The organism is Paenibacillus sp. JZ16 (assembly GCF_015326965.1).
Classification (GTDB): Bacteria; Bacillota; Bacilli; order Paenibacillales; family Paenibacillaceae; genus Paenibacillus_AQ.
In genome coordinates this window covers 94,728-121,558 of record NZ_CP017659.1, presented here as the reverse complement: position 1 = coordinate 121,558, position 26,831 = coordinate 94,728, and the positions used below count along the sequence as shown (strand labels likewise).

20 protein-coding genes are annotated in these 26,831 nt (G+C 47.4%); 1 reads left to right on the top strand and 19 read right to left on the bottom strand.

Translation table 11 applies throughout. The annotated features are described in order from the left end of the window. Positions 1 to 47: 47 nt before the first annotated feature. The 6 genes from BJP58_RS00555 to BJP58_RS00530 form a co-directional block, all read right to left on the bottom strand. Positions 48 to 1,478 (bottom strand): sensor histidine kinase, encoded by a 1,431-nt coding sequence (locus BJP58_RS00555; protein WP_194542336.1) that lies wholly within the window; start codon positions 1,476 to 1,478, stop codon positions 48 to 50. A gap of 3 nt (positions 1,479 to 1,481) precedes the next feature. After that, positions 1,482 to 2,189 (bottom strand): response regulator transcription factor, encoded by a 708-nt coding sequence (locus BJP58_RS00550; protein WP_199341195.1) that lies wholly within the window; start codon positions 2,187 to 2,189, stop codon positions 1,482 to 1,484. A gap of 91 nt (positions 2,190 to 2,280) precedes the next feature. Next, positions 2,281 to 4,485, bottom strand: coding sequence for a M1 family metallopeptidase (locus BJP58_RS00545; protein ID WP_194542334.1), 2,205 nt, complete (start codon positions 4,483 to 4,485; stop codon positions 2,281 to 2,283). Between the two features lie 26 nt (positions 4,486 to 4,511). Continuing rightward, complete coding sequence (locus BJP58_RS00540) at positions 4,512 to 4,877, bottom strand: YxeA family protein (RefSeq protein WP_194542333.1); 366 nt, start codon at positions 4,875 to 4,877, stop codon at positions 4,512 to 4,514. Between the two features lie 22 nt (positions 4,878 to 4,899). Further along, a complete protein-coding gene (locus tag BJP58_RS00535; RefSeq protein ID WP_194544757.1) occupies positions 4,900 to 6,831 on the bottom strand; it encodes an ABC transporter permease in 1,932 nt (643 codons plus the stop codon). Continuing rightward, positions 6,818 to 7,585 carry an ABC transporter ATP-binding protein gene (locus BJP58_RS00530; protein ID WP_194542332.1) on the bottom strand — a complete coding sequence of 256 codons (768 nt, stop codon included), beginning with the start codon at positions 7,583 to 7,585 and terminating at the stop codon, positions 6,818 to 6,820. Before BJP58_RS00530 ends, BJP58_RS00535 begins: the two co-directional genes overlap by 14 nt. Before the next feature lie 216 nt (positions 7,586 to 7,801). Here BJP58_RS00530 and glsA point away from each other — a divergent pair, with 216 nt between their 5' ends. Beyond that, entirely contained in the window at positions 7,802 to 8,743 is a 942-nt protein-coding gene (glsA, locus tag BJP58_RS00525; protein WP_194542331.1) for a glutaminase A, read from the top strand. Between the two features lie 125 nt (positions 8,744 to 8,868). On the opposite strand, the gene BJP58_RS00520 is transcribed toward glsA, so the two are convergent. The 13 genes from BJP58_RS00520 to BJP58_RS00460 all read right to left on the bottom strand — a co-directional run bounded on the left by BJP58_RS00520 (position 8,869) and on the right by BJP58_RS00460 (position 26,756). Further along, positions 8,869 to 9,546 (bottom strand): serine/threonine protein kinase, encoded by a 678-nt coding sequence (locus BJP58_RS00520; protein ID WP_194542330.1) that lies wholly within the window; start codon positions 9,544 to 9,546, stop codon positions 8,869 to 8,871. 151 nt (positions 9,547 to 9,697) lie between these two features. After that, positions 9,698 to 13,426: a non-ribosomal peptide synthetase family protein gene (locus tag BJP58_RS00515; protein ID WP_233354842.1), complete on the bottom strand. Its 3,729-nt coding sequence runs from the start codon at positions 13,424 to 13,426 to the stop codon at positions 9,698 to 9,700. Positions 13,427 to 13,481: 55 nt separating this feature from the next. Further along, entirely contained in the window at positions 13,482 to 15,188 is a 1,707-nt protein-coding gene (locus BJP58_RS00510; protein WP_233354841.1) for a methyl-accepting chemotaxis protein, read from the bottom strand. Positions 15,189 to 15,752: 564 nt separating this feature from the next. Continuing rightward, positions 15,753 to 16,085 carry a thioredoxin family protein gene (locus tag BJP58_RS00505; protein WP_194542327.1) on the bottom strand — a complete coding sequence of 111 codons (333 nt, stop codon included), beginning with the start codon at positions 16,083 to 16,085 and terminating at the stop codon, positions 15,753 to 15,755. Between the two features lie 38 nt (positions 16,086 to 16,123). Next, on the bottom strand, positions 16,124 to 16,462 hold the full coding sequence (ytxJ, locus tag BJP58_RS00500; RefSeq protein WP_194542326.1) for a bacillithiol system redox-active protein YtxJ: 339 nt from the start codon (positions 16,460 to 16,462) through the stop codon (positions 16,124 to 16,126). A gap of 252 nt (positions 16,463 to 16,714) precedes the next feature. Next, positions 16,715 to 17,443 carry a class I SAM-dependent methyltransferase gene (locus BJP58_RS00495; protein ID WP_194542325.1) on the bottom strand — a complete coding sequence of 243 codons (729 nt, stop codon included), beginning with the start codon at positions 17,441 to 17,443 and terminating at the stop codon, positions 16,715 to 16,717. Positions 17,444 to 17,481: 38 nt separating this feature from the next. Then, the gene (locus BJP58_RS00490; protein ID WP_194542324.1) at positions 17,482 to 18,369 is read right to left on the bottom strand and encodes a YwqG family protein; all 888 of its coding nucleotides are present in this window, start codon (positions 18,367 to 18,369) and stop codon (positions 17,482 to 17,484) included. Positions 18,370 to 18,535: 166 nt separating this feature from the next. Further along, a complete protein-coding gene (locus BJP58_RS00485; RefSeq protein WP_194542323.1) occupies positions 18,536 to 19,675 on the bottom strand; it encodes a WD40 repeat domain-containing protein in 1,140 nt (379 codons plus the stop codon). Then, positions 19,672 to 21,129, bottom strand: coding sequence for a sensor histidine kinase (locus BJP58_RS00480; protein ID WP_194542322.1), 1,458 nt, complete (start codon positions 21,127 to 21,129; stop codon positions 19,672 to 19,674). The genes BJP58_RS00485 and BJP58_RS00480 overlap by 4 nt, the downstream gene beginning before the upstream one ends. 3 nt (positions 21,130 to 21,132) lie before the next feature. Next, positions 21,133 to 21,831, bottom strand: coding sequence for a response regulator transcription factor (locus BJP58_RS00475; RefSeq protein WP_194542321.1), 699 nt, complete (start codon positions 21,829 to 21,831; stop codon positions 21,133 to 21,135). 89 nt (positions 21,832 to 21,920) lie between these two features. Beyond that, positions 21,921 to 23,360 carry an N-acetylmuramoyl-L-alanine amidase gene (locus BJP58_RS00470; protein WP_194542320.1) on the bottom strand — a complete coding sequence of 480 codons (1,440 nt, stop codon included), beginning with the start codon at positions 23,358 to 23,360 and terminating at the stop codon, positions 21,921 to 21,923. A 328-nt stretch (positions 23,361 to 23,688) separates the two neighbouring features. Continuing rightward, complete coding sequence (gene metE / locus BJP58_RS00465) at positions 23,689 to 25,977, bottom strand: 5-methyltetrahydropteroyltriglutamate--homocysteine S-methyltransferase (protein WP_194542319.1); 2,289 nt, start codon at positions 25,975 to 25,977, stop codon at positions 23,689 to 23,691. A 200-nt stretch (positions 25,978 to 26,177) separates the two neighbouring features. Then, entirely contained in the window at positions 26,178 to 26,756 is a 579-nt protein-coding gene (locus tag BJP58_RS00460) for a biliverdin-producing heme oxygenase (RefSeq protein WP_194542318.1), read from the bottom strand. Positions 26,757 to 26,831 lie beyond the last annotated feature (75 nt).

Below are 26,831 nucleotides of genomic sequence, written 5' to 3'. Positions count from 1 at the left end.
TTTTACTCCTGCCCATGGTCCCTAATATCCTCGGAAAACCATCACTCCTATTGGGCGCTGTTCCGTTCCAGTTTGATTTCAAGAACCGTGCCTTGGCCAACCGTGCTATGAACTTGAATATTCCCTCCATGCGCAATCACAATGTCATGCGTAATCGCCATGCCAAGACCTGATCCCTTATGGAGTTCTCCCGTATTGGTCCCACGGTAGTAGCGATCGAAGATTCTTCCAAGCTCCTCCTGCTTAATGCCCTTTCCATTGTCCTCTATACGGATCAGGATATGCTCATCATACTTCTCAACCTGGACCTTGATCGAAATATCCTCACGGTTATGAACAATTGCATTATAGATCAGATTGCTGATCGCTCGGCGTATCAGAATATCGTCAACCTCGATTTTAATAACCTCATGACTGCTGCTAAAATCAATGTCCCGGTTGGCATACCTGGGGTCATTGAGAGTATCGATGACGACATTGCGTACCAGGCTTACGATGTTTACATTTTTCTTCTTCAACGTCAGCTCTTTATTCCTCAAGCGGGTCGACAGATTCAAGTCCTCAATCACGTCTCGCAAATATTTGGACTTTCCTTCGATGATCCCGGCGTAATCCCGTATTTCATCCATGGAGAACTGATATTCCGTGTCCTTGATCATCTCCGCATAGCCTTGAATCGAAGCAAGAGGCGTTTTGATGTCATGCGAGATATTTCCGATCCACTCTTCCTTCATTGCATCCAATTTCTTTCTTTCCTTCTCGCTTGATTTCAGCTCTTGCGACAAAAGATTGATATTGGCGAACACGTCCTTATAAATCCCCTCAGGTTGATGATAGACGTTATAATCACGACCAGCTAAACGCTTAATGCTGTCGATTAAGATAAACATGGGTTTGGTCAGCCGCTTGCTGAAGATATAAGCGATGCATAAGGCAATCAATCCATCAATAATGATGATGGAAACACTAAAGACCTTAAACATCTGAGCAAAGTTCCGGGAATCGAAGGTTAACACTTGCCGCTCCAGGTATGGAGTCGTAAATCCAACCAAGTAACTGTAACGATGCTCGAAACCCTTTTTTTCGCCAACGAAAACGGTGGACAGCACTTCCTTCTCGACATACTTATAAATTTGCACGATATCGACGGGGGCGTACTTCGTTTTGGCCTCCTCCGGAGCAAGATAGCGGTAGATTTCCCCGCCATCCTCATCCAGAATTTGAACCCACGCTTGATTCTTCTCCAGAATCTCCTTGCCCTTCTCGCTTATCAAAGCACCCGATTCCGTTATTACGATATGTTCCTGGAAGGATCGGGATATCGATTCCGCTGAGGTTTGCCTATTTAAGATTGGAAGATCCTCATTCACCGATTGTAGAATGAATAAGCCGATAATCACCACAATATTCATAATAATAACGATGACAACGATAAGAACCACGGAGACCAAATACCTGCCGGTCAGCTTCCACTTCATCCCTTATTCATCCTCTACGACAAGCTTATACCCAAGGCCTTTTACCGTGAGCAGATACCGGGGATTGGAAGGGTCCTCTTCTATTTTCTCCCGCAGCCTCCGGATGTGAACCATCACGGTATTATCAAAACCGAAGAATTCCTCACCCCAGACCTGATCATATAAACTTTCCTTACTAATGATCTGGCCCGGATGCTTAAGCAGCAGCGTGAGCAGTCCCAGCTCTTTCGGTTTTAGTGGAATGACTTTGCCGTCCTTCTTCAGCTCTATCTTCTCTTCATCTAATTCAAAGGGGCCTTTCTTTATCACGCGATTCGGTTTGTCCACTTGCTCCGTAACATCCGGTCTCCGAAACCGGGCTTTGATCCGGTAAGCCACTTCCTTCGGACTAAATGGCTTGGTAATGTAATCGTCGCCGCCGATGGCGAATCCCAGGATTTTATCAATTTCTTCCGTCTTGGCCGATAAGAAGAATATCGGAACATTGGAGACGCTGCGAATTTTCTTGCATACTTCGTATCCTTCTCCGTCCGGGAGCATGATATCCAGAATAACAAGATCAGGCTGCCATTTCTGGAATTCAACCCATGCTGCTTCCGCTGATCCCGCAGTATACACCTGATCGATGCCTTCCTTGATCAGTACGGTTTGAAGAAGCCTGACAATATCCGTCTCATCATCAACGACAAGTACCTTTTGATCAAATGCCAATTCGTTCACCCCCTGCTATAACCAACATTTTTCCCACCAGCCAGGCTGCTATTCAACAGAGCATGGCTCGGGAAGGAGACAAACATCAAGCTTACTCCTCCGCAAAAAACTTCGATAGCGGATTCCCCTCCAGTTTATCTAACACCATCTTGCCATTCTTGTCCAACACATAGTAGTGATAAAAAGCGCTCGTGAATCCTAGAGATTCCTGCATTTTTGCCATGTACGTCTCCAAGGCTGCGTCTGTTACATGATCTCCATTCCAGAAATAGTGCAGCATTAGGCGATTATGATTGAATGGATGCTTGATCGCATACGCTCCGGAAGCACCTGGTTGATTCATGGTATCCTTCCAGGCAAAGCCCATTTTGTTGGCCCGCTCGATGATACCGGATTTCAGCGCCTGGATCACCCCATTCGATTTACCGTTGCCAATCACGATCAGATTGCTTGTCCCCAGTTCTTTCTTTAATTTCTTTTTCAATACCTGGCGGTCCCGAATAACGTCATATTTCACTCCGCTGATATCAAAGAGCATCGTGAGCTGGTTCACCATGGCTTCTTGCTGCTTGCGTGCTGGACTGCTTACTTGATCACTCAGAACGATCGATAACGGCTCTCCCTGGAGAGCCTTCTCCATGATGCGGCTCATCGTTTCGTAGGGCAAGTCTGGAATTTGGTTTAAGGATGTTTGATACAGCAATTGAAACTGGTCATGCATATAAGCTGTTTTCTCTTCTTCTGACAGTTGGTATTCAGGCTTAAGTACAAAGCCCGGTTCGTATAGAGCCGTGGCCATTTCGTTACGGGCCTCTTCTCCCAGCACGTCTTCGATTGTTTGGAGGAGTCCCTCAATCGTGGCATTTTTGTGAACATAGCGTTTGAAATATTCCCTCATAAACTGATCGAACTTTTCTTCGCCAACAGACCGGTACAATTGGTAAATCGCTTGGCGACCTTTATCGTAATAAACCGGGCTAGCCATATCCCCCACCTCGTCATTGCTCGACGCAATGGCAAGTTCCAGCGGGGAATCGTCAAATTGAATGGATCTAAAGCCGTTCAGCTTTTCCCCCTGCTTCTCGGCAAAATACACCTTGGAAAAATCGGCAAAACCTTCGTCCAGGAAAGATTCGTTCTCCGAATCGTTCCCGATCAGAGCATGGAACCACTGATGTGCAATTTCATGAACGAATACCGTGTCCTGCGCGGGATCGGCCTGGCTGTCAACCTGTCCCATCTGAATGACCCGTGAATATTCGATAGCCACGCCCTCCACGTAAGACTCGACGATTCGGAATTCCGGATAAGGATAAGCGCCGTATTTATCACCAAAAAATTCTATCGCTTTAAATGCCTGATCGATATACCGATCAATAACCTGTTTCTTTCCGGGTTCGTTATCAAAATAAAAATATTCGATCGTCAAGCCGTCGCGGGTAACACTGTCCACTTTGAAATTGGGACTGGCAAAAAATACGAATTCCCTTGTATTGTTGGAAACAGCGGAAACAACCTTACGGCCAGGTTCCACGTCATTCCGTGTCGTTATCGTGCCTGGCATCGCCACCTGATAATCGTCGGGAACGTTGAACTCTACTTCATAGTCTGCGGAAGTATAATAATCGGTTTCGAACGTTGGACTGTAAGGGGTTGTGTTCCATTGATGCTTCTCTTCATCATAGACCGACATGACCGGAAACCAGTGAGCGCCATTCACAATATCCTGGTAATACGATAAGCGCTGCGAACCATACGGAATGTTCAGAGAGAAGTCCATATGTACCGTTATTGTTGCTCCCGGTTGTAAGGGCTCCTTCAATTGAATAATCAAAGCCTGATCTTTGTTGTGAAACTCGAGAGCTTGGCTGTTAGCGTTCACTCCTTGAATATCAATACCTCCGAGAAAATCTTCGGGCTTCTTCTCCGGATGGTTCTTGCTGATTTCTTCGTTCGATCGTTTAAACATGGACGTCTGCGTCGATTTCGAACGGTTGGCATCGGCAAAGGTATGGAATACCAGCTGATTCAACGTATCCTGACTCGTGTTACGATAGGTAACCATGCTGCTTCCCTGCATCGTCATGTTCTTCTCGTTCAGTCTCGCCTGAATATGATATTGAATCGGCGCATGCGCTTCAACGCTCGCAGAGACTTGTGAAATTGTAGTCGGGGAAACGGCTTTTGCCACTGCATGACCCGCGCTGATGAGCGGGCATGCAGTCAATGTCAAAACAAGTGAGCTAATGATAGCCTTCTTCGATAGGCTCGTCGTTTTTTCTTTTAGATGAGTCACGTTATTCTCTCCCTCTGATATCGTCCTTATTTTTCTAACGTTTCAAGCTTCATCTTGGCTTTTTCCGGAATTTCGTTTGCCTGTACCTCTTGATAGGAACTGACTCCCTTTTCTTTAACATATAAACGCAAGTACGCTTCCTTTCGCAGCTCTTTATTTGCCCTAAAGGTTAACGTCTTCGCGCTCCCTTCTTTGTCGAACCCCTCCAGGTTGTACTCGTAGTAGATGTATTTCTCTCCGTTATCCGCTTTGTCTTCCACTCGGTTTCCATCTTGGATTTGCACATAATATGATTCTGTTCCGAGGCGATTGATGTTTACATTTTGAATGAATACAACAAATCCAATGAGGATGGCGACAAGAATGCCGCCGAAGATCAACGTTTTTTTCATGACTGTACTCCTTTATGATTGGTTATTTTGTTTTGGTTACGATTTTATAGTAGGACCTAACGGTAACAACGTAATAGATCAAATAAACACAGGTATAAACGGCCATACAGATCACGACCGGAATCACAAGATTCATATGCAGAAGCTTAGACAACGCAGATAGTGCGACAGCGCAGTGTGCAATGCCTGCAGCGAGCGGCAAAGCAAAGATGAACAGCACTTGCTGGGCAATGCTCTTTTTAACCTCACGCCGATTTACCCCGATTTTGTATAATATCTGATATCTTGCTTTGTCCGAATTGGCCTCTGTCAATTGCTTGAAATAAATGATGCTGCCTGTAGCCGTAAGGAACACAAGTCCCAGGAATCCTCCCATAAAAATCAACAGGCCTGACGATTCCATACCTCTCGCATAATTATGATAATAGCTGGCGAATGAGGCGCTTTCCGGTAAGATGCCTTCTAGATCCTCCGTTAACTGCTTCGCTTTATCTTGATTCGAAATGCCATAAGCCTCCAGCAAAATCGTGTTGTTCTGTTTCTGCAATTGCGTATACAGTTCGTCGCTTACGACCACTGTAGAATAGACGGTCCCCATATTCAGCACGCTGAATTTCTTCAATTCCTTAAAGGTAATTTGCTGCTCCTGCTTGTCCGGGTTAAGCGTGACCGTAGAACCCACATACGTCGGTGAAATTCCTTCGTAATAGGCCGGGTCCAAGGCAACGGCCTCTTCTCCGCTTAAAATAAGGGTATCTTTGCGGCCCTGCACCTTCGCCAGCTCGTTAAAATCATGCTCGGAGATGATGCTGTATGTTTGGGTATCATGCGAAAAAACATCGTTCAGCCCTCTGACATCAGCATCCACTTCAAGGACAGGGACGGACACATGATATAACAGCTCATGATGCGCAGCTGAGTCGATCCGCTCGTCTGCGCGTTTGGTCACGCTGCTGTCATGGGAGATCCACATCATGCTATTCGGGTTCGCTTGCTGGGCGCTGCTTGCATTGCTGTAATAAAAGCTGTAAGCCGTCCCAACAGCGGTAAGTGTTGTCGCGCTAAGTACGGCAATGATGGTGAGCGTTCGCGCGTTGCCTTTGATTCGATATAGAAGCTGTGAGACACCAATCATGTTCATCCCGTTCCAGAATCTGTTCTTGTTGTTTCTGGACAATTTCAACAACGTAACGGTCAGGGTACTGAACAGCAGATACGTTCCGATAATCACGGTCATCAGGATGACAAGCGGCGTTAACATGAATCCCATCGCCGCCCAAGCCTTGGATTCCAGCAGATTTTGCAGAGCAAGCCAATATCCGGTGCCTATGAGCACCAGAGACAATATAGCGGTGAGCCATGAGGCCTTCGGTTTCCGTTCTCCCTCCTGATCCGCATGAAACAATTCAATCAATTTGAACCGGTAGATCAATCGGTAACCCTGCAGCGATGTGATAAGCGTAATAATCATAAATACGATGGTGGTATTGATGATGGCCGCAGGCGATATCGAGAAATTCGACACCGCATCATATCCCATAACCTTCATTAACAGGGATACAAAGAATCTCGTCAGCACGGAGCCTAGAACCATCCCGGCTAGTAGAGCCAGCACACCCATCAGAAAGTTTTCATAAAATAACATCCGGCCGATTTGTTTCTTCCGAACACCGAGCAATGAATACAATCCGACTTCTTTCTTGCGCTTGCGGGTAAAGAAGGAATTGGAATACCAAATGAATATAGCCACGAAGATGATCAGCACGACGGCGGCACCGCTAAAGGCTGAACTTATTTTTGTCGATCCCTCCGTTGCGGACTGAATGGCAGTATCATATTTTAATGAAACAAAAGTAAAGTAAATGACGATACTAAAAATCATCGAAGCAAAGTACAAAAAGTAATTGGTGAAATTTTTACGGATATTTTTCCTGGCTATGCTAAACAGTGTCATCATGCTCACCCCCAAGTGCAGCCAGTACCTCCAGAATCTGTTCAAAAAACACCTTGCGAAGTTGGTCTTCTCTATGAAGCTCCTGGTAAAGCTGTCCGTCTTTTATAAAAATGACACGTTTGCAGTAGCTCGCAGCATAAGCATCGTGAGTGACCATCATGATGGTGGAACGATCGATCTCATTTAGTTTCTTTAAGCTTTGCAGCAGGCTGGTTGCCGACTTGGAATCCAGCGCCCCTGTCGGTTCATCCGCCAATATGAGGCTTGGATTGGCCACAATGGCGCGCGAGGCCGCGGTACGCTGCTTCTGACCACCTGAGATGTGATAAGGATATTTGTTCAAGATATCGCGAATGCCGAACGTATCAGCAATCGCGTTAACCCGTTTCTCAATCTCGTCTGCAGGCACCTTGGACAACGCCAGTGGAAGCAAAATATTTTCTTTGACCGTGAGTGTGTCCAGTAGGTTGTAGTCCTGAAATATAAAGCCGAGCTGATTCCGGCGAAAATCCGATAGCTGCTCCTCGTTCATCGACACGATATGCTGTCCGGCAATGGTAATATCGCCTGCCGTCGGTGCATCAATCGTCGAGAAAATATTCAGCAGCGTGGATTTGCCTGCCCCGGATGGTCCCATGATGCCGACAAACTCGCCTTCCTGAATTTCAAGATTGATATCGTGCAATGCCGTATATTGATTCCCTTGATTACCGAATGTTTTTTCTACATGTTTTGCTTGTAATATGGTTGTCATATGGCGTTCCCCTTCAAGTTGTCGTTAGTTAAGCACAGATGTAATTATAAAAGGCGAACCTTACACGATTTTTATACGAACCTTACATAAAGCTTAACAAACTTGTTCAGTACACGAACACGAGCATGCTTACTCAGAACAAAACAAAAACCCGCAGCATGGACACGGCCATGGCGGGCTTATAAGGTGTTTAACACCAAGAAAGGGGTTTGACAGATGAGGCCAACCGAAATCGAAGCCATCCGACAGCAGCTTCCCGGCTGGCTGGAAGCCAGCTTGCCATGTGTCAGCAGAGGCAGAGTCGCCGCCTACATCCCCGAGCTGTCGAAAGCTCCGCATGCTGCTCTGGGCATCACCCTTCTGAACACCATGGGTGAATCCGTCACAGCCGGGGACTGCGGGCTGCGCTTTACGATGCAGAGCATCTCCAAAGTGTTTACGTTAATATTAGCCCTGATGGACAATGGAGAGGATGCCGTCTTCAGCAAGGTTGGCATGGAGCCGACCGGAGACAACTTCAATTCCATGCTGAAGCTGGAGTTAGTAAGGCCCGGCATTCCCTTCAATCCGATGATTAACGCAGGCGCGATTACCGTTTCTTCCTTAATTCACGGAGGCAGCCCGAGCGAGAAATCCGACCGAATTCTTCAGTTTCTTCAAGAGCTATCCGGCAACGCTGGCTTGGAATATGACTTGGGCGTTTACCGTTCAGAATCGGAAACCGGGAATCTGAATCGTTCCATAGCATTCTTTTTGAAGGAAAACGGGGTTCTATGCGGAGATGTTGAAGAGGTGTTAGAGGTGTATTTTCGGCACTGCTCAATCGCTGTGAATTGCGCCGATCTAGCCAGAATGGCATTAGTGCTGGCTTGCAGCGGTACGGATCCGCTTACCGGCAACACGCTCATACCTAGAAGGTATGTTCAAATCGCCAGGACGTTTATGACGACGTGCGGCATGTACAACGCATCAGGAGAATTCGCTATTCAGGTAGGGTTGCCCGCCAAGAGCGGCGTTTCAGGGGGCATTTTAACTTTTGTGCCCGGACGTTATGGAATCGGTGTGCTGGGCCCAGCACTGAATGACAAGGGCAACAGCTATGCCGGCGTGCATTTGCTGCAGACCATATCCCAAGAGATGAACTGGAGTATCTTCTAATAACCAAAATCCCCCTGGAACCGTTACAGCTTCAGGGGGATTGAATCCGCTATATGTTCTGATGATAGCACTTCGTTTGCTAAGCGGGGAATGCTCCTACCCCGTTTGGAATAGTTCCGGTTATCCTATTTTCTGAAGAACAGTCGTCCAATCCGGTCTGCAAATTCCTGCATATTCACACTGGATGGGTCTAAACGGTAATATCCGTTCTTCACGGCCTCCAATACCCAGAGCGGTAACTTCTTGCCCTCAAGGAGCGGATATACGTTGTCGTAAGCCCACACGAGATGCTCCCATCGCTTGTCGTTTCCCTCCTGAATATACTCCGATACATCGAGTACCTTCCCTCTCCCTTCCTGCAGCAGTACATTCTTCAAATGAATATCCCGCGGGTTTAAGCCCTTGCTGCGCACAAAGGAGCGTGCTGCTTCAACATCATCGATGACCTGCCTCGGAACGGGCATACCATAGAGCAGACAGTCGTACAGAGTGAATCCGGATTCATGGCTGATCGCCACGTAACGCTCACCTGCTCCATAAAATACAGGAAAATAGGGGCTGCCTACCAACTCTTGATAGACCTTAATCTCCGCTTCCTTCTTAGGCTGCGCCTCCGCAGCATACAGTTTAAACGCATAAGCCGGCAAAGGTTCGTATACGAATACTGCAGCATCCGTACCGATTCCGATGCAGCGCAGGTCATCCGATTCGCCTTCAATCGTTACAGGGTCGTTCTCTCCATTCTTGAAAACATCCATGCAAACCAGTGCGGTTTCTGCCTGCTTCCAATGTTCGTGATTCATGGGCCACCTCATTTGGTGTTACTGGACTTAAATCAGTATGATCGTACCACACTCCCGCCACAAAAAAAATATTTGCATGCTGTGCCTGATCCTGACCACAAAAAAAACCGCGAGAGCTTCTCGCGGTTTCATGCTTGCTGCCTGCCTGTGATTACTCCGGCTTCACGAAATATCCAATACCAGCGGCATATTCAATCATTTTTTCGAATAACAGCTTGTCCGGTAAAGCGCATTTTACCCCTGTGTGCTTGAGGAATTCCGAGGTTTGCGGACAAGTATACCGGTAGATGGAATTCTTGGCTCCGTCGCCTTCGAATTGCGCCATCGCCAGCTCAAGGCCTTCCTTATCCTTCGGCTGCTGAGGATCCAATAACCATGCTTCGTATTCCTTCCAGTCCATCACCGAAATGTCATATCCAAAGGCTTTGAAATGCTCCACCATCTCCTCATAAGGAATGGCAACCGGGTTGCAGATATGGAACACCCGCCCGACCGTTTCCTGCTGAAGCAGCAGTGCGGTAATGGCTTCCCCGGCATAGTTAATCGGCGTAATATCTACTTCCCATCTCACACCGGGCGCTTTCTTCAACAGCAGCATCGCTTTCAGCATGCGGTAAAACGCGTTGTTATCGATGTTTTTCTGGAAAATTCCATTCTCCGAGTTACAGGACAAATTCCCCACGCGATAAACCGATGATGGAATGCCTCGATCTGCACCGGCTTTAATGACCAGCTTCTCTGCCTCCAGCTTGCTGTTCGTATAGACATTCTCAATGGACGACTCTTCATATCCCGTTCCGGCAACGATGGCATCCCACTGACCGCCCAGTGCCAAATCTTCAGGGATCCCAAGCGTAGAAATAAAGTGAAAGCGGATATGCGGTCTTCTCTGAGCCAAAGTCAACAAACGGTCCGTACTCTCCACATTGACTCTAGCAAAATAGTCGGAATCGCCAAAGTGCTTCACTTCGGCTCCGCAATGAATGATGGAATCGATGCGTGCTTCAATCATGGCAAGGTCTTCAGCTCCGAGCCCGAGATATTCCTGCTCCAAGTCGCCCTGAATCGCAATCACCCTTTTGTCCATTCGAGACTTGACCTCTTCGCCAAAATATCCGGTCATGATCTGCTCAAGGCGGGCATAGGGTTCCATCTGCTTTGTTGGTCGAACCAGACAGTATACGGTAGCGGTCGATTGTTTGAGCAGTTCATACAGCAGATGTGACCCCAAATATCCCGTGGCGCCTGTCAGCAAAATATGCTGCTGGTGATAGATGGGTTGTTCCGAACCATCGTTGATCGGGAAAGAGATCGGATACTCAGCCAAATCCTGAATAGGAAGATCCCTATCTTCTAATTGATCGGCTGGGATGGTTACTTGCCCCATTTCCTCTACTCGCTCCGCTAATTTTGCAATCGTCGGATACACAAAGAAATCATTGATCTTCAACTGTGGATACTGCGGCTTAAGGAGCACCAGAATCTCCAGTATTTTCAGAGAATACCCGCCGATATCAAAGAAATCGTCGTGGATGCCGATCTTGGTTTGTCCAAGTGCTTGTTCCCAAGCCGCAGCAACATCCCGCTGAATATCGTTAACCGGTGCCTCGTAGTGGGAGTCATCCTCTTCCATCTCCATCGACAATTCGTACATTGCCAGCTTCTTACGGTCGATCTTACCGGTCGGGGATAGCGGCATTTCTTCCACGAAACACATGTATTTAGGAACCATGTAACCAGGTACTTTCTGACTTAAAAATTGCACCAAATCCTTAGCAGAAGCTGCTTGTCCATTATGGGTTGTATAGAATGCCGCTAGCATTTTGGTTCCGTCCTCGTCCATTCTCGGAATAACCGCGATATCCTTTACTTGTTCATGCTTCGCCAGATTGTCTTCGATCTCCCCAATCTCGATCCGGAAGCCTCTGATCTTCACCTGTGAATCTTTACGTCCCCGGTATTCCACTTGTCCGTTCGGCAGCAGACGAACCAAGTCTCCGGAACGGTAGTATTGTTTTCCGGATTCCGGTGTTATCGGATCCAGAATGAAGGCTTCTTTTGTTTTCTCAGGCTGATTCAGATAGCCTTTGGCTACGCCGACCGAGCAGATCAGCAGCTCTCCGGTTACGCAAGTTGGACATAACTCATTATGTTCATTCACAATATATAATTCATAGTTGGCAAAAGGCGTTCCGATATACACGGTGGCCAGATCGTCCGGAACCGGATAATCCACGACATGCCCTGTTGCTACAACCGTCGTTTCCGTTGGGCCGTATAGATTCACGATTGGAATCTGCAGCTTTTTCTGGAACATCCGAACGGTTTCTCCGGCCAGCGCTTCCCCTCCGACGACGATCGTCTTGATATTCCGGTATTTATGTGTGTCTTCCACAGGCAAATACGCTGCCAATTGATTAAAAAACACCGTAGGCAATATGGCGACACGAGTTGCCTTGGTTTCTGCTACGGCCTCCGTAAAGGCATCTATGGAGAAACGCTGTTCATCGGTAAGAAGATGCAGTCGTGAACCGCAAGCCAACGATCCGAATATATCGTATACGGAAGCATCAAAGCTGAATGTGGAATATTGAAGAATGATATCCTGTTCACTCATCTGTAAATTCTCTTGATTGGCCAGTGCCAAGTTCACGACGCCTTGATGAGCGATTAAGGCCCCTTTCGGTTTGCCCGTCGAACCGGAGGTATAGATGATATATGCCAAATCATCGCCTTCAACGCGGACGCCACAGGCTTCCTCCGAGTACGAAAGGAATTGTTCATCCAGACAGAAGTACTCTGGCTTCGGTTGAAAACCAGCCAGGAGTCCATCCAGCTTGGCTGTGAAGTCCTGATGCGTCAGAATGATCGCCGATTCGGTATCCTCGATAATATAAGCATTTCTTTCATCTGGATGTGATGGATCCAGCGGGATATAGGCTCCGCCGGCCTTGAGCACACCGAGCATACTGACAATTGTATCCAGGCCCCTCTTCATAAATATCGAGACGAATTGGCCTTTACGCAGTCCCTTGTCTATAAGCATATGTGAAACTTGGTTTGACAACCGGTCAAGCTGCTCATAAGATACTTGCTCATGACCTGTCGATAGCGCGATTCGCTTAGGAAATCTCTCCACAATGGAAGCAAGCATCGACACAATGGTAGGATCCTTCGGGAGCTCTTTCTTCGTGTCATTGAGTATCGAGTACGCGTTCTTATCCTCTTCTGTCAGCATAGGCAAACGGCTAACCGGAACATCCATATGTTCAAGAGCCGCATTTGCAAGCTGTTCAAAATGCCTGCTAAATTTTTCGATCGTTTCTTCTCGATACAATGGTCGTGCATAGGATACATAGAGCGTCCATTCGTCCTTCTTCTCCTCCTGAACCATCCAGTTCAGCCAGCTGGAGCTATAAGCATAACCATTCCCATTATGGCCATAGATCGTTTGGAGCGGGAGCGGCTGACCGGTGAATCCTTCTATATCCTCAAGCGAATAGCTGCTTACTTCTATGTGCTCCATTTTGGCGGAAATGTGCTCATAGATCTGTGCGAATGAATCGCTGCCGCTTAAGTTAACTCTCAACGGAAGGAGATTGCCCTTCTCATTGTTCACGCCGATCAGTAAATCGGTATCGTGAGTCATTCGGTATAGAAACACCACATAGCTTGTGAGCATCCACGCCTTCAAGTCATATGAATCGCGGAACCGCTTGATTTTACCGGTTTCGATATGAAGCTTCAACGTCGTGCGATCAAGCTCTTGCTGCTGAAGATGCGCTGGACCATCGGTGTACAGATAGAATCCCGGTAAAGGTAGCTGCAGTTCATTCAACCAATATTCTTTGCCTTGTTCGATCATCAATGTTGTATTCAAAGGTTTCAGCTCCATCTTTTTTTCTCTACTGTTTTTGTTCTCGCAGTACTACACACTACACACGCAATTTGTTTACAAGCGCCTCCAGCTCAGCGGAAACCTGGTTGATCTGTTCTGCAGATTCAAAAATTTTGGTGAAGGAAGCCTGCTGTTCCTGGGCACTGATCCGGATCTCACCCGATACGGACGAGTTTCTCTCTGCAAGCTCTGCCAATTGTTTAATCGCTGCGGTAATCTGTTCGGTCTCGGCAACCATTTGCTGCGTAGCTGCAGACACCTCTTGAATTTGACTCGTCACCGTATCGGTTGCCACCAGCATGCCTTTAAACAGCTCTCCCGTTTCTTTGACAACTTCAATTCCCTTAGCGACGTTGTGTTCACCTTCGCTGATGGCTTCTACCGCAGATGCCGTTTCATCCTGAATGTATCGAACCAATTCAATGATTTGGTCCGCCGATTTTCTGGATTCCTCCGAAAGTTTCTTCACTTCACTGGCGACGACAGCAAACCCGCGGCCCTCTTCGCCGGCTCTTGCCGCCTCGATTCCGGCATTGAGTGATAACAGATTCGTCTGAGAAGCAATTTCGGTAATAACCTGCACGATCTGACCAATCTCATGTGAACGGTTCTGCAGCTTCTCGATGATATGCACCGAGTTTTTGACCGAATGATCGATGGAATTCATCTGCTCGATAACCTGCTCCACATTGTGGTTACCACGTTCCGATTGCTCCTTCATCTGTACGGATATCTCGGAAAGATCCGATGTATTGCCGGCAATCGTTGATACGCCGGATGAGATTTCCTCAAGCGAAACCACGCTTTCGGTAATGGAAGTGCTCTGCAAAGCAACGCGTTCCGACATTTCCTCCATATTTCTAGTAATAGCTGAAGATTTGTTATTATTGACTTCCACAGCGGAGAAGAGGAATTTAGACTGCTCTGCAGACTGCTCCGATACCGTTTTGATCGTTGTGACAAGTTCATTAATATGATTGACGGTTGTATTGAACTTGGCATTGACCTGGCCCAGCTCATCTTCGCCAGCTTTTAATTGGACGGTGAAGTCACCTTTGCTCAGCTTGTCCAGCGCCCCCATTAATGCTTGAATCGGTGCGAATGTCCGTCTAATCGTGAAGTATTGCAATGCTAATACGATCAGCAAGGTAATCAGCAGCGCAAAAACCGTATTGGTGATCAATTCCTGTTTCCCGGAAGCGATTAAGCTTGCATCCACGTCGATCCCCATGTAAGCAAAAATCTCCCCGCTGGCATCCTGGAAAGGATGCAGCACGGTGATCCAGGTACCATAATTGTCTGTATAGGCTTTGGTGTAGACGATTTTTTTCGTTTTCAGCATCTCTCTTACGGCATCGGCGTGGATATCCGGCTGTTCGTATAAGTCGCCCAGATTCAAGTCTTCTTCGGCAAACATATCGAGCACTGCCGTCGGCATGGCAATAATCGAGGTCTGGTTGCCACCCTCGAGCTCCGGTCCAAAAATATAGCCCTGTGCAATATTGGGATGCGTTAAGGATAGATCATCAAACGTCTTGGTAAGTTTTTTTTGGATATCCGCATTGCGATCGGTTGCGCCTTTCACCGCTTGTGCATCTTCCACCGATACCGACTTAACCAAGGTATCCATAATTTTCCCCGAATCGGACTGCAGCTGCTTCGTCAGCACGTTGTCCTGGATATAAAAGCTTGCGCCAATCACGATGGCCCCGGTAATAATGATATAGAGGCTCGTCCACATCATGTTTTTTGTAACAATGCTCAGATTTTTAAAACGCATTCCTTTTGATAACGATTTTGGCTCACTCACTTGGTGTCTCTCCTTTGATATCTCTTATGTATCTTCCATTTAAAATAGGGAATTCTTTCGCGAACCTGTCGCATCACCTACTTTCCTGGAAACATTGAATATTTCCGGAATTTTCATGAATACATTACATTTTTCAAAAATGTTCATCTTGAATGAACCGCTTTCCCCCTCCATCATTCTTCTGACATAGGTTCATTTCACATAAAGCTCTTGTTATGTGAAATTCCAGTTCAATAGATCCATATTCACGTTATGATTCCATAAACATTACATCTTTTGTACTATTAATAAATCGGCATTCCCCCTTATATTTTTAATACTTTAGTAATATTTGAATGCAAATTAGTCCTGGTTTTCGACAATTGCTTGAATTTTTTATGACGGCTATTGCCTTAAAGTTCCGTTTCTCAGCTTGTTTTGAAACGCAAAAAGACGACATTCCTTAAGTCTTGTGACGTAGGAATATCGCCTTTTGGTTCATTGCTTTTTCCCTGACAACTAGCTAAAGAGCTCCATCAAGTTTTTTAATTTCTTTTCTAACGCGCCAAACTGTACAAAACGATCCTCTCTCAGATGCTCTTTTCCCTCTACGAATAAGAGGAGTACCGGTGCGGTAAATATCAAATATCTCGAGGCGATTTCACCGACGGCTTCGCCTTGGATATGTCCCAATGAGATGCGAGGGAACTGCTCCAACAACTCTCTAAGTTTGGGTAAGATCGCGTGGCATACGCTGCAATCTTGTCTGGATACATATACAAAACTGAAGGTGTGATCTTGAATAAACCGCTCGATGGCCTCTATCGATCTTAGTTCTTCCAGTTCTTTCATCTATTACACCATCTTTCAAGCGCGACAAAGGATTATGTTCAGTCCAGAACCGCGGTGATATGCGCAGACGTAACCGCCCAGTGTGAGGCCGTCCAATATTTCGCTTGGTCCTTCACATAGATAATTTGCGGCGATTCATGCTTTACGTTCAAATCCTCGGCAATTTTATTGGAAACCGGCCGGGACTCAATGACTTTAACCAGCGTGTAATCCACATCGCCGTTTGGCGTCTTATTCAAGTAAGATTCAAACTCCGAAAGAGCATTGGAGCTAACCGGGCATGTCGTGCTATGCTTCAAAATAACTTGGCCGCGCTCGGAGGATTTTTCCAGAATCGCATTCCATTCTTCTATTGTCGTAATTTCATTCCATTGCATGTAATTTTCTCCCCTTGGATGTGATGTAATGCATTGCATTGCTTCTATTATACAACCAATCGCTATGATACACATAGGCTGTATCATCCATCTTTCATGTGCAGACCGTCGGATGGCGATCATCCTCCCCCATCGATATCCTTTAAATCTTGTATGGGCTGGAGGAAAATCATATCCGCTCCCGTCACGTACTTCGAGCACAAAAAGAACCGCGATGGACGCGGCTCCCCTTTTGAATATGTATGTACGAAGTTATGATTTTAGTGCTTTCACTATCAAAAAATGAGGGTTCATCATCAGGCGATCATACCATTTGGCCATCCATTCCTTAGCTTCCGGGTTGTCTTTATCCGCTAAACTGGGCTGCGGCTCGATGAGCTGATCGATTCGAAACCGTGAGGAAGTTACGTTGATGATTTCCTGAATCGGTCTTCTATAAAAGGAGACTTCGACGGGTCCGGACTCCGGTTTGTTCCAAACCTCCGTCAATAACTCACGGGCAAAGTAATCTTGGCGATCAAAATGTTTAACATCCATAAAGGGATGATGAACGGAGTAAATCAAACTGCCGCCAGGTTTCAGCACGCGTTGAAATTCGCGAAAGGTCGGCGCCCAATCCTCGATGTAGTGAAGCGTCAATGAACTTACGATCAGATCAAAAGCCTCATCTTCAAAGGGCAGATCCTCGGTTATGTCGCATGCGAATACCGTCGCTTCATTGCCGACTCGCCTCTTACAGGCTTCTATCATCGCCGGACTCAGATCAACCGCTGTGACCCGGGCCCTTCGTTTAAGAAATTGCTCCGTATACCACCCCGCGGCAAAACCAGCATCAAGGACGGTCATTTGCTCCATGTTTGCCGGCAACAAATGGATCATGGCCGGCCTTTCATAATACGCATTATGTCCGCTCTGCGAATCCACATGCCGCTCGTAGTCTCCGGCCAGCTTATCATATGCTTTAATGACCTTCTCCTTCATGGTTCATACCTCCTCCAAGTACATAATGATCCCAATATTCAGCTTGAGTATAGCGAACAATACGTGCGCTCGAAATTTCCGGCCAGCAAGTCCTCTTTTCGTATGTAAAATTGCAGTTCACCGGCATCCCACCAGCAAAACCCTACATCGTCGTCCGAATCGATCGCCAGCAGCAGCAGTGTATCCCGAATTTCCTGCTGGGCTTGCGCCGCGTTGCCGCCGCAATGATCAGTGATCTGCTGCATAGCCGCCTCCATGGAGTAATTGTACTCGGATCCGGTTAGCAGCATTAAAGCAGCCTCATGCTCACAATCTCCGTGCTGGGTAGAGGGATAGCCAAAGATCATTGCAATGTCGTCAGATTCCAGTCCAGTCAATTGATGACACAGGTCCTCATAAGATTCAAAATCGTGCTCCTCATCCTCGACGATTTCGTCATCCACATATGCGTAATTAGGAGGCTCAAGCGTAGCTCTGGCTTCAATACGGTGGCCGGTGAACTCTTCTTCTAACGTGGTTTCCTCAGGAGCCTGGCGTCGAACCGCTGCCGCCGTCTGATCCTCCGTCAGATACAGAACCCGATGTTCAATATTATAGGCAGGCTCATCAACGCCAATGAAGAAATACAGCATTCCGCTCAGGGGAAGCGAAGCGGTGGCATCATGAGCTGCCACATCCCTCAACTGCAGCTGTGCCAAAAACGTCATCGGTGTTCCATCCGAAGTCAGTGGCCATTCAATTTCCTCGGGAAGATCCGGATCTCCGCCAATCCGTGAATGGCACGGCCTGGCATAGTCCTCCACTCCTTTTTTGGATAGCCGTATGCCTTGGCGCATATGTTCGATTAAATAGTCAGCTGCATGCTCAAATTGGTGTTCCTTGATGATGCTTTGCATCTTAATCAAGTTGCGTTCGTTCAACTGCATGTCTTGCCCCTCTTCTATTCAAAGTTTAGATAATAATCATAACAAAAAACGGGGTTTTGCACGATTCCCTACTCATCCTTAAAGAGAAAAAGCGGCAAATCGAACGCCTATCGTTCAATCTACCGCATCGCGAAGAATAAATAGGTGGTCGACGATACCTCAGCCTTTACTTGAATTCGATTATAAATGGCTGATGTTCTGTCGGTTCGATCGCAACAGGCCCCTGCTCTTTGGCATAATTTTTGCGGCCGTTCACGAGAAGCCGGCGATGGTCCGGACTCCAATACATCTTAGAAGAGATGACCCCATGATAGATGGGTTCCGCGCTCAGTATATTCTTCCCTTGAAGCTTACCTGCATAAATTGTATTCTCCCCGTTCTGGGAATAGGCTACATATTTGCGATCCTTCGAGAACTCATAGCTATCCACCTTCTCCAGCAGAATGGACAGCTCATGATTTCTGCGGTCATATACGTACAGGGTTCCCTCCGTTCCTAAGAATACGAATTGATCATCGTTCAACCATGCAGCTTGGTCTGTGCCGATATCATGCTCATACTGAACATCAATCGCATTGCCGTTGACGGCTCCCATTGCAATTCGACGACCGTGACCGTATTCGTCCAGAACGATGAGCGCCATCTTCCCGTCATCCGAGACGATCACCTTGAAGGGAAGGGCTTCCGTTTCAAGACCCTTCAGCCGATAAACACGTGCCGATTCCGATTCCGTATCAAAAATCCCGATGCTGGACTGCCTTTTGTTTGATTCCATCACCATATAGCTTACAAAACGGCTGTTGCCGGACCAAGTCGGTTCCTCAAACCATAGCTCCTGATTGGCATCTGTCGTAGCTTCGAGGCTTTCCACCTCCCCGCCCGGATATGCTATCAATTGCAGAAAAACGCCCTCCTCCGTCTTGGCAATTCCCGAAACATATTTTCCATTGGGGGACAATTGATAGGAAAGCTTATTCATTTCAATCTCTAATGTATGGTCAACTCGCTCGTATGGGGATGAAAAACGCTGCAAGCTCAATTTCGCCGCGTCCACTGCTTCGGTTTCATAAAAAAGACCGACTACCGACTTGGATGCTGACCAGCCGAGCCATTCAACTGGATCCTTGGATTCTGGCATTCGATAAATCGTCTTCACTTGGAAAGGCCGGCTTCCCTCGTCCACGGCTTGATCCGATTCCGCGCTGGGGATAATGACGGTCTCTGATTGCAGTCCGCTTGCACAGCCGGTCAGTAAAATCAAGGCAAGAGCATAACATAATTTAAAACGTTTATATCGATATCTCATTGGACAGCCCCCGCCTTTACATAAGGAATTTCAACATTGACGACAGTATGAAACTTCTCGCTGACGATACGGATGGTTCCGCCGTGATCATCGACGATGGATTTAACGATACTGAGGCCCAGTCCCACACTGCCTTCTTCCTTCTGCTTCTGGCTCACCGAGTAGAACGGCTGGAAGACGTTTGCGAGCTCGTGTTCCGGTATGGGCTCTCCGGGATTATCGAAGGTATAACGAACGCTTCCGTCCACACGCTCAGCCTTGACGGTAATTTCCGATTGGGCGGCACTATATTTGATGGCATTATCCAGAAGATTGATAAAGAGCTGGCGCAGCCGATCAGGCTGGCCAAGCACGAAGGAACCTTCCTCTGCTTCGCAAACGATGCTCTTTTTATAGCGCTTGGCCCGGAACGACATGGAGTCAACTACATCGCGCAGAATTTTTCCCGAATCCACAAGCTCTACATCCTCTTCTCCAGCGTTGTGCTGCGATACTTCCAACAGCCTTAGCACCATGCCATGCAGACGTCGACTCTCTTCAACGATGTGATTCATGCCCTTATCGAAGAACTCCCGATCGTCATCCCCTTTCTCCCGAATGATCTCGGCATAACCCAGAATGGAGGTGAGCGGCGTTTTGAGTTCATGGGTCACATTGTCAAAAAAACGTTTCTCCTGCGCATTTAGCTCCTTCAAGCGATCCCGGTCACGCTCAATCGTGGATATCTGGCTGCCGATCCGGTCGATCATGTCATTGAAATTCAGAGCCAGTTTGCCAATTTCATCTCTTCGCCGGAATCGGATTCGAACATCCAGGTTCCCGTTCTTTACTTCAGTGGAAGCGCGGGTAAGCTTCACTAGCGGTATGGTGATATTCCTGGACAGCAGGTACGAGAACAGGAACGCTGCCCCGAAGATGGCAAGCGCAATGTAGAAAATAATGTCCATGATCCGGCCGCTTTGTTCGTAGAGCAGGGTAAAATCCTTGGTAAACCTCAATATGCCCACCTTGACTCCATCGATGATAACCGGATATGAATAGAGAACGGTTCCGCTGTTTCGACCATAGGTGATGGTATAGGCCGTCTTTCCCTCGATCGCTTGGCGAAGATCCGCATCCGAGGGTCCCGAGAATCTTCTCTCGTCCGATGAGAACAATAACTTGCCGTCGACGGTGTACGCGCTGACATGGCTAGAAGTAGCATGCTTCAAATCATTCACCATTTCCTCGGCCATCTGCCCGAAATAAAGCTTATTGTTCGTAAAATGATTGATAAGGAAAGCTTGCCTTACATATACATTGCTGTTGTTTTTAAGTCCAACCAGATCGGAAGTTACGATCTTCTGATTGCTTGTCCGAATGATCTCCTTGACAGTTTGATTGAGTACGAGGAACGACAGACTGAATATCACAAAAAAACCAACAATAAACTTGGCTCTGATGGTCCGGATCATCTCTTATTCCGCCTGCTTCTCGAATTTATAGCCGATGCCGAATACGGTTGTGATCAAATCGCCGGCATCCAGTTTTTTGCGGAGCCTCTGAATATGCGTATCCACCGTCCGCGTATCCCCCATGAAATCATAACCCCAGACTAAATCCAGCAGTTCCGAGCGAGTATAAATCTTCCCCCGGTGACCGTACATGGTCATGAGCAGGTCGAATTCCTTCGGCGTAAGATCAACCGGTCTTCCGTCTTTCTTGACCAGTCGCTCTTCCATTACGATTTCGATAGCCCTAAAGCGGATCACGGCTTCCGGCATTCCTCCCCTATCCCCTTGGTTCGCCTGATCCAGCCGTCGGAGGATCGTGCGAATTCGGGCGACCACCTCCCTCAGATCGAAGGGCTTCGTAATGTAGTCATCGGCACCAAATTCTAGCCCAAGCACTTTATCCGTGATGTCGGATTTTGCCGTAATCATGAATATGGGGATGTTATAGTCCGTTGTTACTTTTTTGCATATATCGAGCCCGCTTTGGTCGGGCAGCATCCAATCCAGAAGGAGCAGATCGGGATGAAATGCCGCAAGCTCCCTAAAGCCTGCGGCACCGCTGGCCGCGGTACGGGTTTCAAAACCTTCCATCGCGAGGCCATAGGCCAGCAGATCGGCGATCGGCTCCTCATCTTCGATAATGAGAATTTTTGTTTTTTTCATGAAGTCTCCATTCCTAATTCACGAGCTATTTGATGATTCGATTTTAGCATATCCCCACAGTTATGATAACCTGATCACCTACAAGCATATTATGTCTGTGATTCAGGCAAATGCAGCAGATCCGGTACGGTGACAAAAGAATATCCTTGATTCTTCAAATCAGGTATTAACAGTGTTAGTGCCTCAATGGTGTTGGCAAGATGATTCTTACCATTTGCGGAATGCTGAAGAATGATGCCTCCTGGCTTCAACTGCTCGCGGATGATTCCCATGATCTCCTGAGCAGGCACACCTGACCAATCCATCGTATCTACAGACCAGTTCACAATGGCTAGATCCTTACTCTGGATGGCTTTCTCCATGTCCTCATCCAATGCACCATACGGCGGCCTGAATAAGGATGGTCGATAACCAATGATGTCGTTCAGTTCCTCCTGTGTATCCATGACCTGCTTCATCGCTTCGTCCATGGATAACTCCTTGAAGTTGGGATGTGACCAGGAATGATTCCCTATGGCATGGCCTTCCTCAACAATTCGCCGGGCAATCTCAGGATGAGCCTCAGCCCGATCTCCCAGCAAGAAAAAGGTAGCTTTAATCTCGTTTTCCTTTAAAATATCCAGAATCTTGGGTGTTACTATGGCATCCGGGCCATCATCAAACGTTAAAGCAACCTGTTTGCCGTCTTTCGCTGAACCATTAAAATACACCTTCTTCTCCATGGACCGAATTCCGCTTTGAGTGGTATCGGGCGATCTTTTTTCATCTAAATCATCCGTTTCTTGGTGTTCAAGCGAGAGCTCCTGCGATCCCAAAAAATATGATCTGAGTCCATCGACTATTGCCAGCGCGGCAAGGTCTTGTCCTTCATCGCTCAGCAGGAAATCCTCATCCTCCGCATTGGTAAGATATCCAACTTCAACAAGCACTGCGGGCATCTTGGGTGTACCTAGCACTTTTAGTTGTTCTTCCTTTACGCCGCGATCACGGAGTCCAATTCCCTGCGCCAAATGCGTTTGAACAGCTTGGGCCAATGGAATGCTGTCCTGGTTTCGGTATAAGGTTTCTGTTCCTGATACCATAGGATCCGTATAGGTGTTGCCATGGATGGAGATGAAGGCATCCGCATTCCCATCATTCGCGATCGCTCCCCGCTCCTCCAATTCTATGAATTGGTCATCCGTTCGTGTCAAGAGAGGCTCAAACATAGGATCCTCCTCAAGAAGGGCAGCAACCCGTCCGGCAAGGGACAGATTGAACGCCTTCTCATATGCGCCGCTGACTCCTGTAGCTCCAGGATCCTTTCCCCCGTGGCCTGGATCGATGACGATCCGAAATGTTTCTTGATGATTGGGCACGGCAGGAAGCGTCTTATAGTTATCTGCAACTCTAGCAGATGATGCCGGCATGAACTCTACCGTTGATGAACCGACGTGCCATGCCAATTTGAAGCCGACGATAAGCAGGATTGCAATAAATAGAATATAAAAGACTCTGGTAAGTTTCTTTCTTTTCTTGTGATAGATCATGGTTCCTCCTTCTTGGTGATCGTGCTAGATACGATTCCATAAGAAGAATATAATCGCCGGATGTGACAACGATTTTACCAAGATGTCAACAACTTGTGTCCAACGTTACTCTATGCTAATGACAGGAGTTTCATAGACATATAGACGTCCCTCGGATCCTGTTCTAGAAGCAAATCTTTCAAATAGCTGCATTCTATACCTTACCTTTACGCTTTATGATAGATATCGATCGGCTAGATTAGTAAAAAAAGAAGCAGGCTGCCAATGCAGCTTGCTTCTATCTTAACGTTACGATTCATTAACCAGCCTACCCTAGCCAAATTGACAGTTACACGTTCAGCGAATAGGACGAGCGAGCGATCTCCGTGGCTTGAACCATGTTACGAAGGGATGCAACCGTTTCTTCCTTACCGCGTGTTTTGAGGCCGCAGTCCGGATTGATCCAGAACAGCTTCGGATCCAGGACCCGCAGTGCACGCTCGATCATGCTTGTCATCTCTTCCACTCGAGGGACCCGCGGACTGTGGATATCATACACGCCTAGTCCGATCCCTAATCTGTACGTATTGACCTCGAAGCTATGAATCAGCTCGCCATGACTGCGCGAAGTTTCAATCGAGATGACATCGGCATCCATCGCCTCGATCGAATCGATCATGTCATGGAACTCGCAGTAACACATATGCGTATGAATTTGCGTAGTCGGCTGAACCGTGCATGTGGTCATGCGGAAGGCTTTAACAGCCCAAGCGAGATACTCCGCTTGATCTTCCTCCTTAAGCGGCAACCCTTCGCGCACCGCTGGCTCATCCACCTGAATCATCCCGATGCCCGCCTGCTCCAGCGCCTCTACTTCCTGTCTTAGGGCATAAGCCAGTTGATAGGCAATTTGTTCCCGCGAGATATCTTCGCGAACGAACGACCAGTTCATAATCGTAATCGGGCCGGTTAGCATCCCTTTCACGGGCCGGTCCGTCTTCGATTGTGCATATTTCGTTTCCTCCACCGTCATCGGTTGCTCGAATGCCACATCCCCGAAGATCACAGGCGGTTTTACGCAGCGTGAGCCGTAGGACTGAACCCATCCAAACTGAGTGAAGGCAAAACCTCCAAGCTTCTCTCCGAAGAATTCAACCATATCCGTTCTTTCGAACTCCCCATGCACAAGCACATCAAGGCCAATCTCTTCCTGCAGCTTGATCCAAACATCGATTTGCTCTTGAATGAAGCGCTCATACTGCTCATGGCTCCACTCTCCCTTACGCCACGCCTGACGTGCCTTGCGCACCTCGGCTGATTGCGGGAAGCTGCCGATTGTCGTGGTCGGAAAAATCGGCAGCTGCCATTTGTTCTGTTGAGCGACATGACGCTCCGCAAACGGCAGACTGCGAACCGGATTCTGTGAACTAATCTCGGCAACTGCCTGCTGAATGTCATGGCGATTCCGCTCTCCGGATTGTTTCAGCGCCTGAAGCGCAGCATCGCATGCTTCCAGTTCCTTAGTGATTCGGGCTGCTCCTGTGGAGATTGCTTTTGTCAAAAGAACCAGTTCATTCAGCTTCTCGTCTGCAAAGGCGAGCGCTCCTTTCAATTCTGGCTGCAATTTCGTTTCGCTGCTCACCGTCACCGGAACATGCAGCAAGCTGCACGAAGATTGAACAATCAGGCGTTCAGGGGCTACGTATTTCGTCAGCTCTTCCAATTGTGACAGCTTCTCGCGAAGAGACGCCTTCCAAATACCCCGTCCGTCGATTATGCCGGCACCCAGCACCTTATTCGCAGGAAACCCTGACTGTTTAATGGCTTGCATATTGCCTTGGTATCCGTGCAACAGGTCAAGACCGATGCCGCTAACCGGAAGCTGGATTATATCCTGATAGTTTTCAACGGATTCAAAATAGGTTTGCAGCATGATGTTCAAACCCGGTGCCGAAGCCGCAAACGTTTCATAGACGCGGGTTAACCGCTTAAGATCGGCATCGCTTAATTTTGTAACGAGTATCGGCTCATCGATCTGTACCCATTGAACGCCTTCTTGGACAAGCTCCTGAAGAATTTGTACGTAGAGCGGTAACAATTTTTCCAGCCAAGCATCCGTCTCCGACGACTGATACCCTTTGGACAACTTCAGGAAGGTGAGCGGTCCGACAATAACCGGCTTGCCTTCTATTCCAAGTTTCTCCTTGGCCTCCCGATAAGCTGCCAACGGTCTGTTCTCCGTCAGAACCGGAGCAGCCCCATCCAATTCAGGCACGATATAGTGATAATTGGTATTAAACCACTTGGTCATTTCACTTGCCGTAGCATCCTTCGTTCCGCGTGCAATGCCATAATATACAGACAATGGCACAACGCCGCCCTCATAAGAGAAGCGTTTCGGTACGATGCCAAACATCGTCGCCGTATCCAGAACATGATCATAATAACTAAAATCATTAACCGCAATAAGATCGATCCCGCTCTCCTGCTGCTTCCGTAAATGATTCAACCGAATCTCCTGCAGCTGCCCGTGAAACTCCGATTCTTCCAGCTTGCCTGCCCAGAATGCTTCCAAGGCTTTCTTCCATTCCCGATCAGCGCCAATACGCGGATATCCCAGTACACTGCTTTTTGCCATCTATGTAACACTCCTATACAAATTGTTACAAGAAAGATATCATGTATTGATCGGTATAGTGTAACTCATATAAGCTATATCTAGTTATAGCCTATGGCTATAGCAAGATTGGTATGCGTGTAATGCTTGTTTCGCTTCAATGCAAAAAAACCGCAGAACGCGGTTTTTCATCAAGGTGTCTCTATGGTTTCCTAATATGCCTATTCTCTGATCCAAGCATCCAGCAAACGAAAAGTTTCTTTAGCCGAATCTATAATCTCATCAGGATCCTCCGCGGCATTGAGCAGCGCTTCCCGGATTTCGATCCATCTTGGCTTGGTCTCTTGACCATATGCATAGAAATAACGTAGACCCGACTCCGGACTCAGCGGCAAGAACTTCATCAATTGTTTCGTAATGACTTGGCCACCAAGTGTGGATCCCTCAATAACATACAGATATCCCAATATTCGTGCTTGGCTGCTCAGCTCTGGCAATCGGCTGCACAGTGGCAATTGTGCAATCTCATCAGGAGTCATTCCTAGATGAATAAGATCTTCTTCCAATAGGTTCGATTTCGTTCGGATTTCCAGATCCAAACCAAGATGGTTCACGGCACCCTCTGCCATCAGTTGCTCTTCGGCCGGTTTAATAAATCCGTAAAATTTCGCTAAATAAGACCGATATTGATCTATGTTCAAGGTCTGATCGAAGGCAGCTTTGGCGTATGGATTCTGTTCGATTCGTTCATGCTGGGTTGCCGTCTCTTCTCTTATCCGTTCTAAAATCCGCATGCTCATGGATAACCCCCTCAATGTCTCAGGCTGTAATGCAAGGACAAGCACATCTGTAACAAACCGCTACAATTAGGTATC

Bases quoted from the DNA above. Each gene is read 5' to 3' on its own strand.
- BJP58_RS00555 (WP_194542336.1), bottom strand. From the start codon at position 1,478: ATGAAGTGGAAGCTGACCGGCAGGTATTTGGTCTCCGTGGTTCTTATC.
- BJP58_RS00540 (WP_194542333.1), bottom strand. From the start codon at position 4,877: ATGAAAAAAACGTTGATCTTCGGCGGCATTCTTGTCGCCATCCTCATT.
- BJP58_RS00535 (WP_194544757.1), bottom strand. From the start codon at position 6,831: ATGACACTGTTTAGCATAGCCAGGAAAAATATCCGTAAAAATTTCACC.
- BJP58_RS00530 (WP_194542332.1), bottom strand. From the start codon at position 7,585: ATGACAACCATATTACAAGCAAAACATGTAGAAAAAACATTCGGTAAT.
- glsA (WP_194542331.1), top strand. From the start codon at position 7,802: ATGAGGCCAACCGAAATCGAAGCCATCCGACAGCAGCTTCCCGGCTGG.
- BJP58_RS00520 (WP_194542330.1), bottom strand. From the start codon at position 9,546: ATGAATCACGAACATTGGAAGCAGGCAGAAACCGCACTGGTTTGCATG.
- BJP58_RS00510 (WP_233354841.1), bottom strand. From the start codon at position 15,188: ATGATGTGGACGAGCCTCTATATCATTATTACCGGGGCCATCGTGATT.
- BJP58_RS00505 (WP_194542327.1), bottom strand. From the start codon at position 16,085: ATGAAAGAACTGGAAGAACTAAGATCGATAGAGGCCATCGAGCGGTTT.
- ytxJ (WP_194542326.1), bottom strand. From the start codon at position 16,462: ATGCAATGGAATGAAATTACGACAATAGAAGAATGGAATGCGATTCTG.
- BJP58_RS00495 (WP_194542325.1), bottom strand. From the start codon at position 17,443: ATGAAGGAGAAGGTCATTAAAGCATATGATAAGCTGGCCGGAGACTAC.
- BJP58_RS00490 (WP_194542324.1), bottom strand. From the start codon at position 18,369: ATGCAGTTGAACGAACGCAACTTGATTAAGATGCAAAGCATCATCAAG.
- BJP58_RS00485 (WP_194542323.1), bottom strand. From the start codon at position 19,675: ATGAGATATCGATATAAACGTTTTAAATTATGTTATGCTCTTGCCTTG.
- BJP58_RS00480 (WP_194542322.1), bottom strand. From the start codon at position 21,129: ATGATCCGGACCATCAGAGCCAAGTTTATTGTTGGTTTTTTTGTGATA.
- BJP58_RS00475 (WP_194542321.1), bottom strand. From the start codon at position 21,831: ATGAAAAAAACAAAAATTCTCATTATCGAAGATGAGGAGCCGATCGCC.
- BJP58_RS00470 (WP_194542320.1), bottom strand. From the start codon at position 23,360: ATGATCTATCACAAGAAAAGAAAGAAACTTACCAGAGTCTTTTATATT.
- metE (WP_194542319.1), bottom strand. From the start codon at position 25,977: ATGGCAAAAAGCAGTGTACTGGGATATCCGCGTATTGGCGCTGATCGG.
- BJP58_RS00460 (WP_194542318.1), bottom strand. From the start codon at position 26,756: ATGAGCATGCGGATTTTAGAACGGATAAGAGAAGAGACGGCAACCCAG.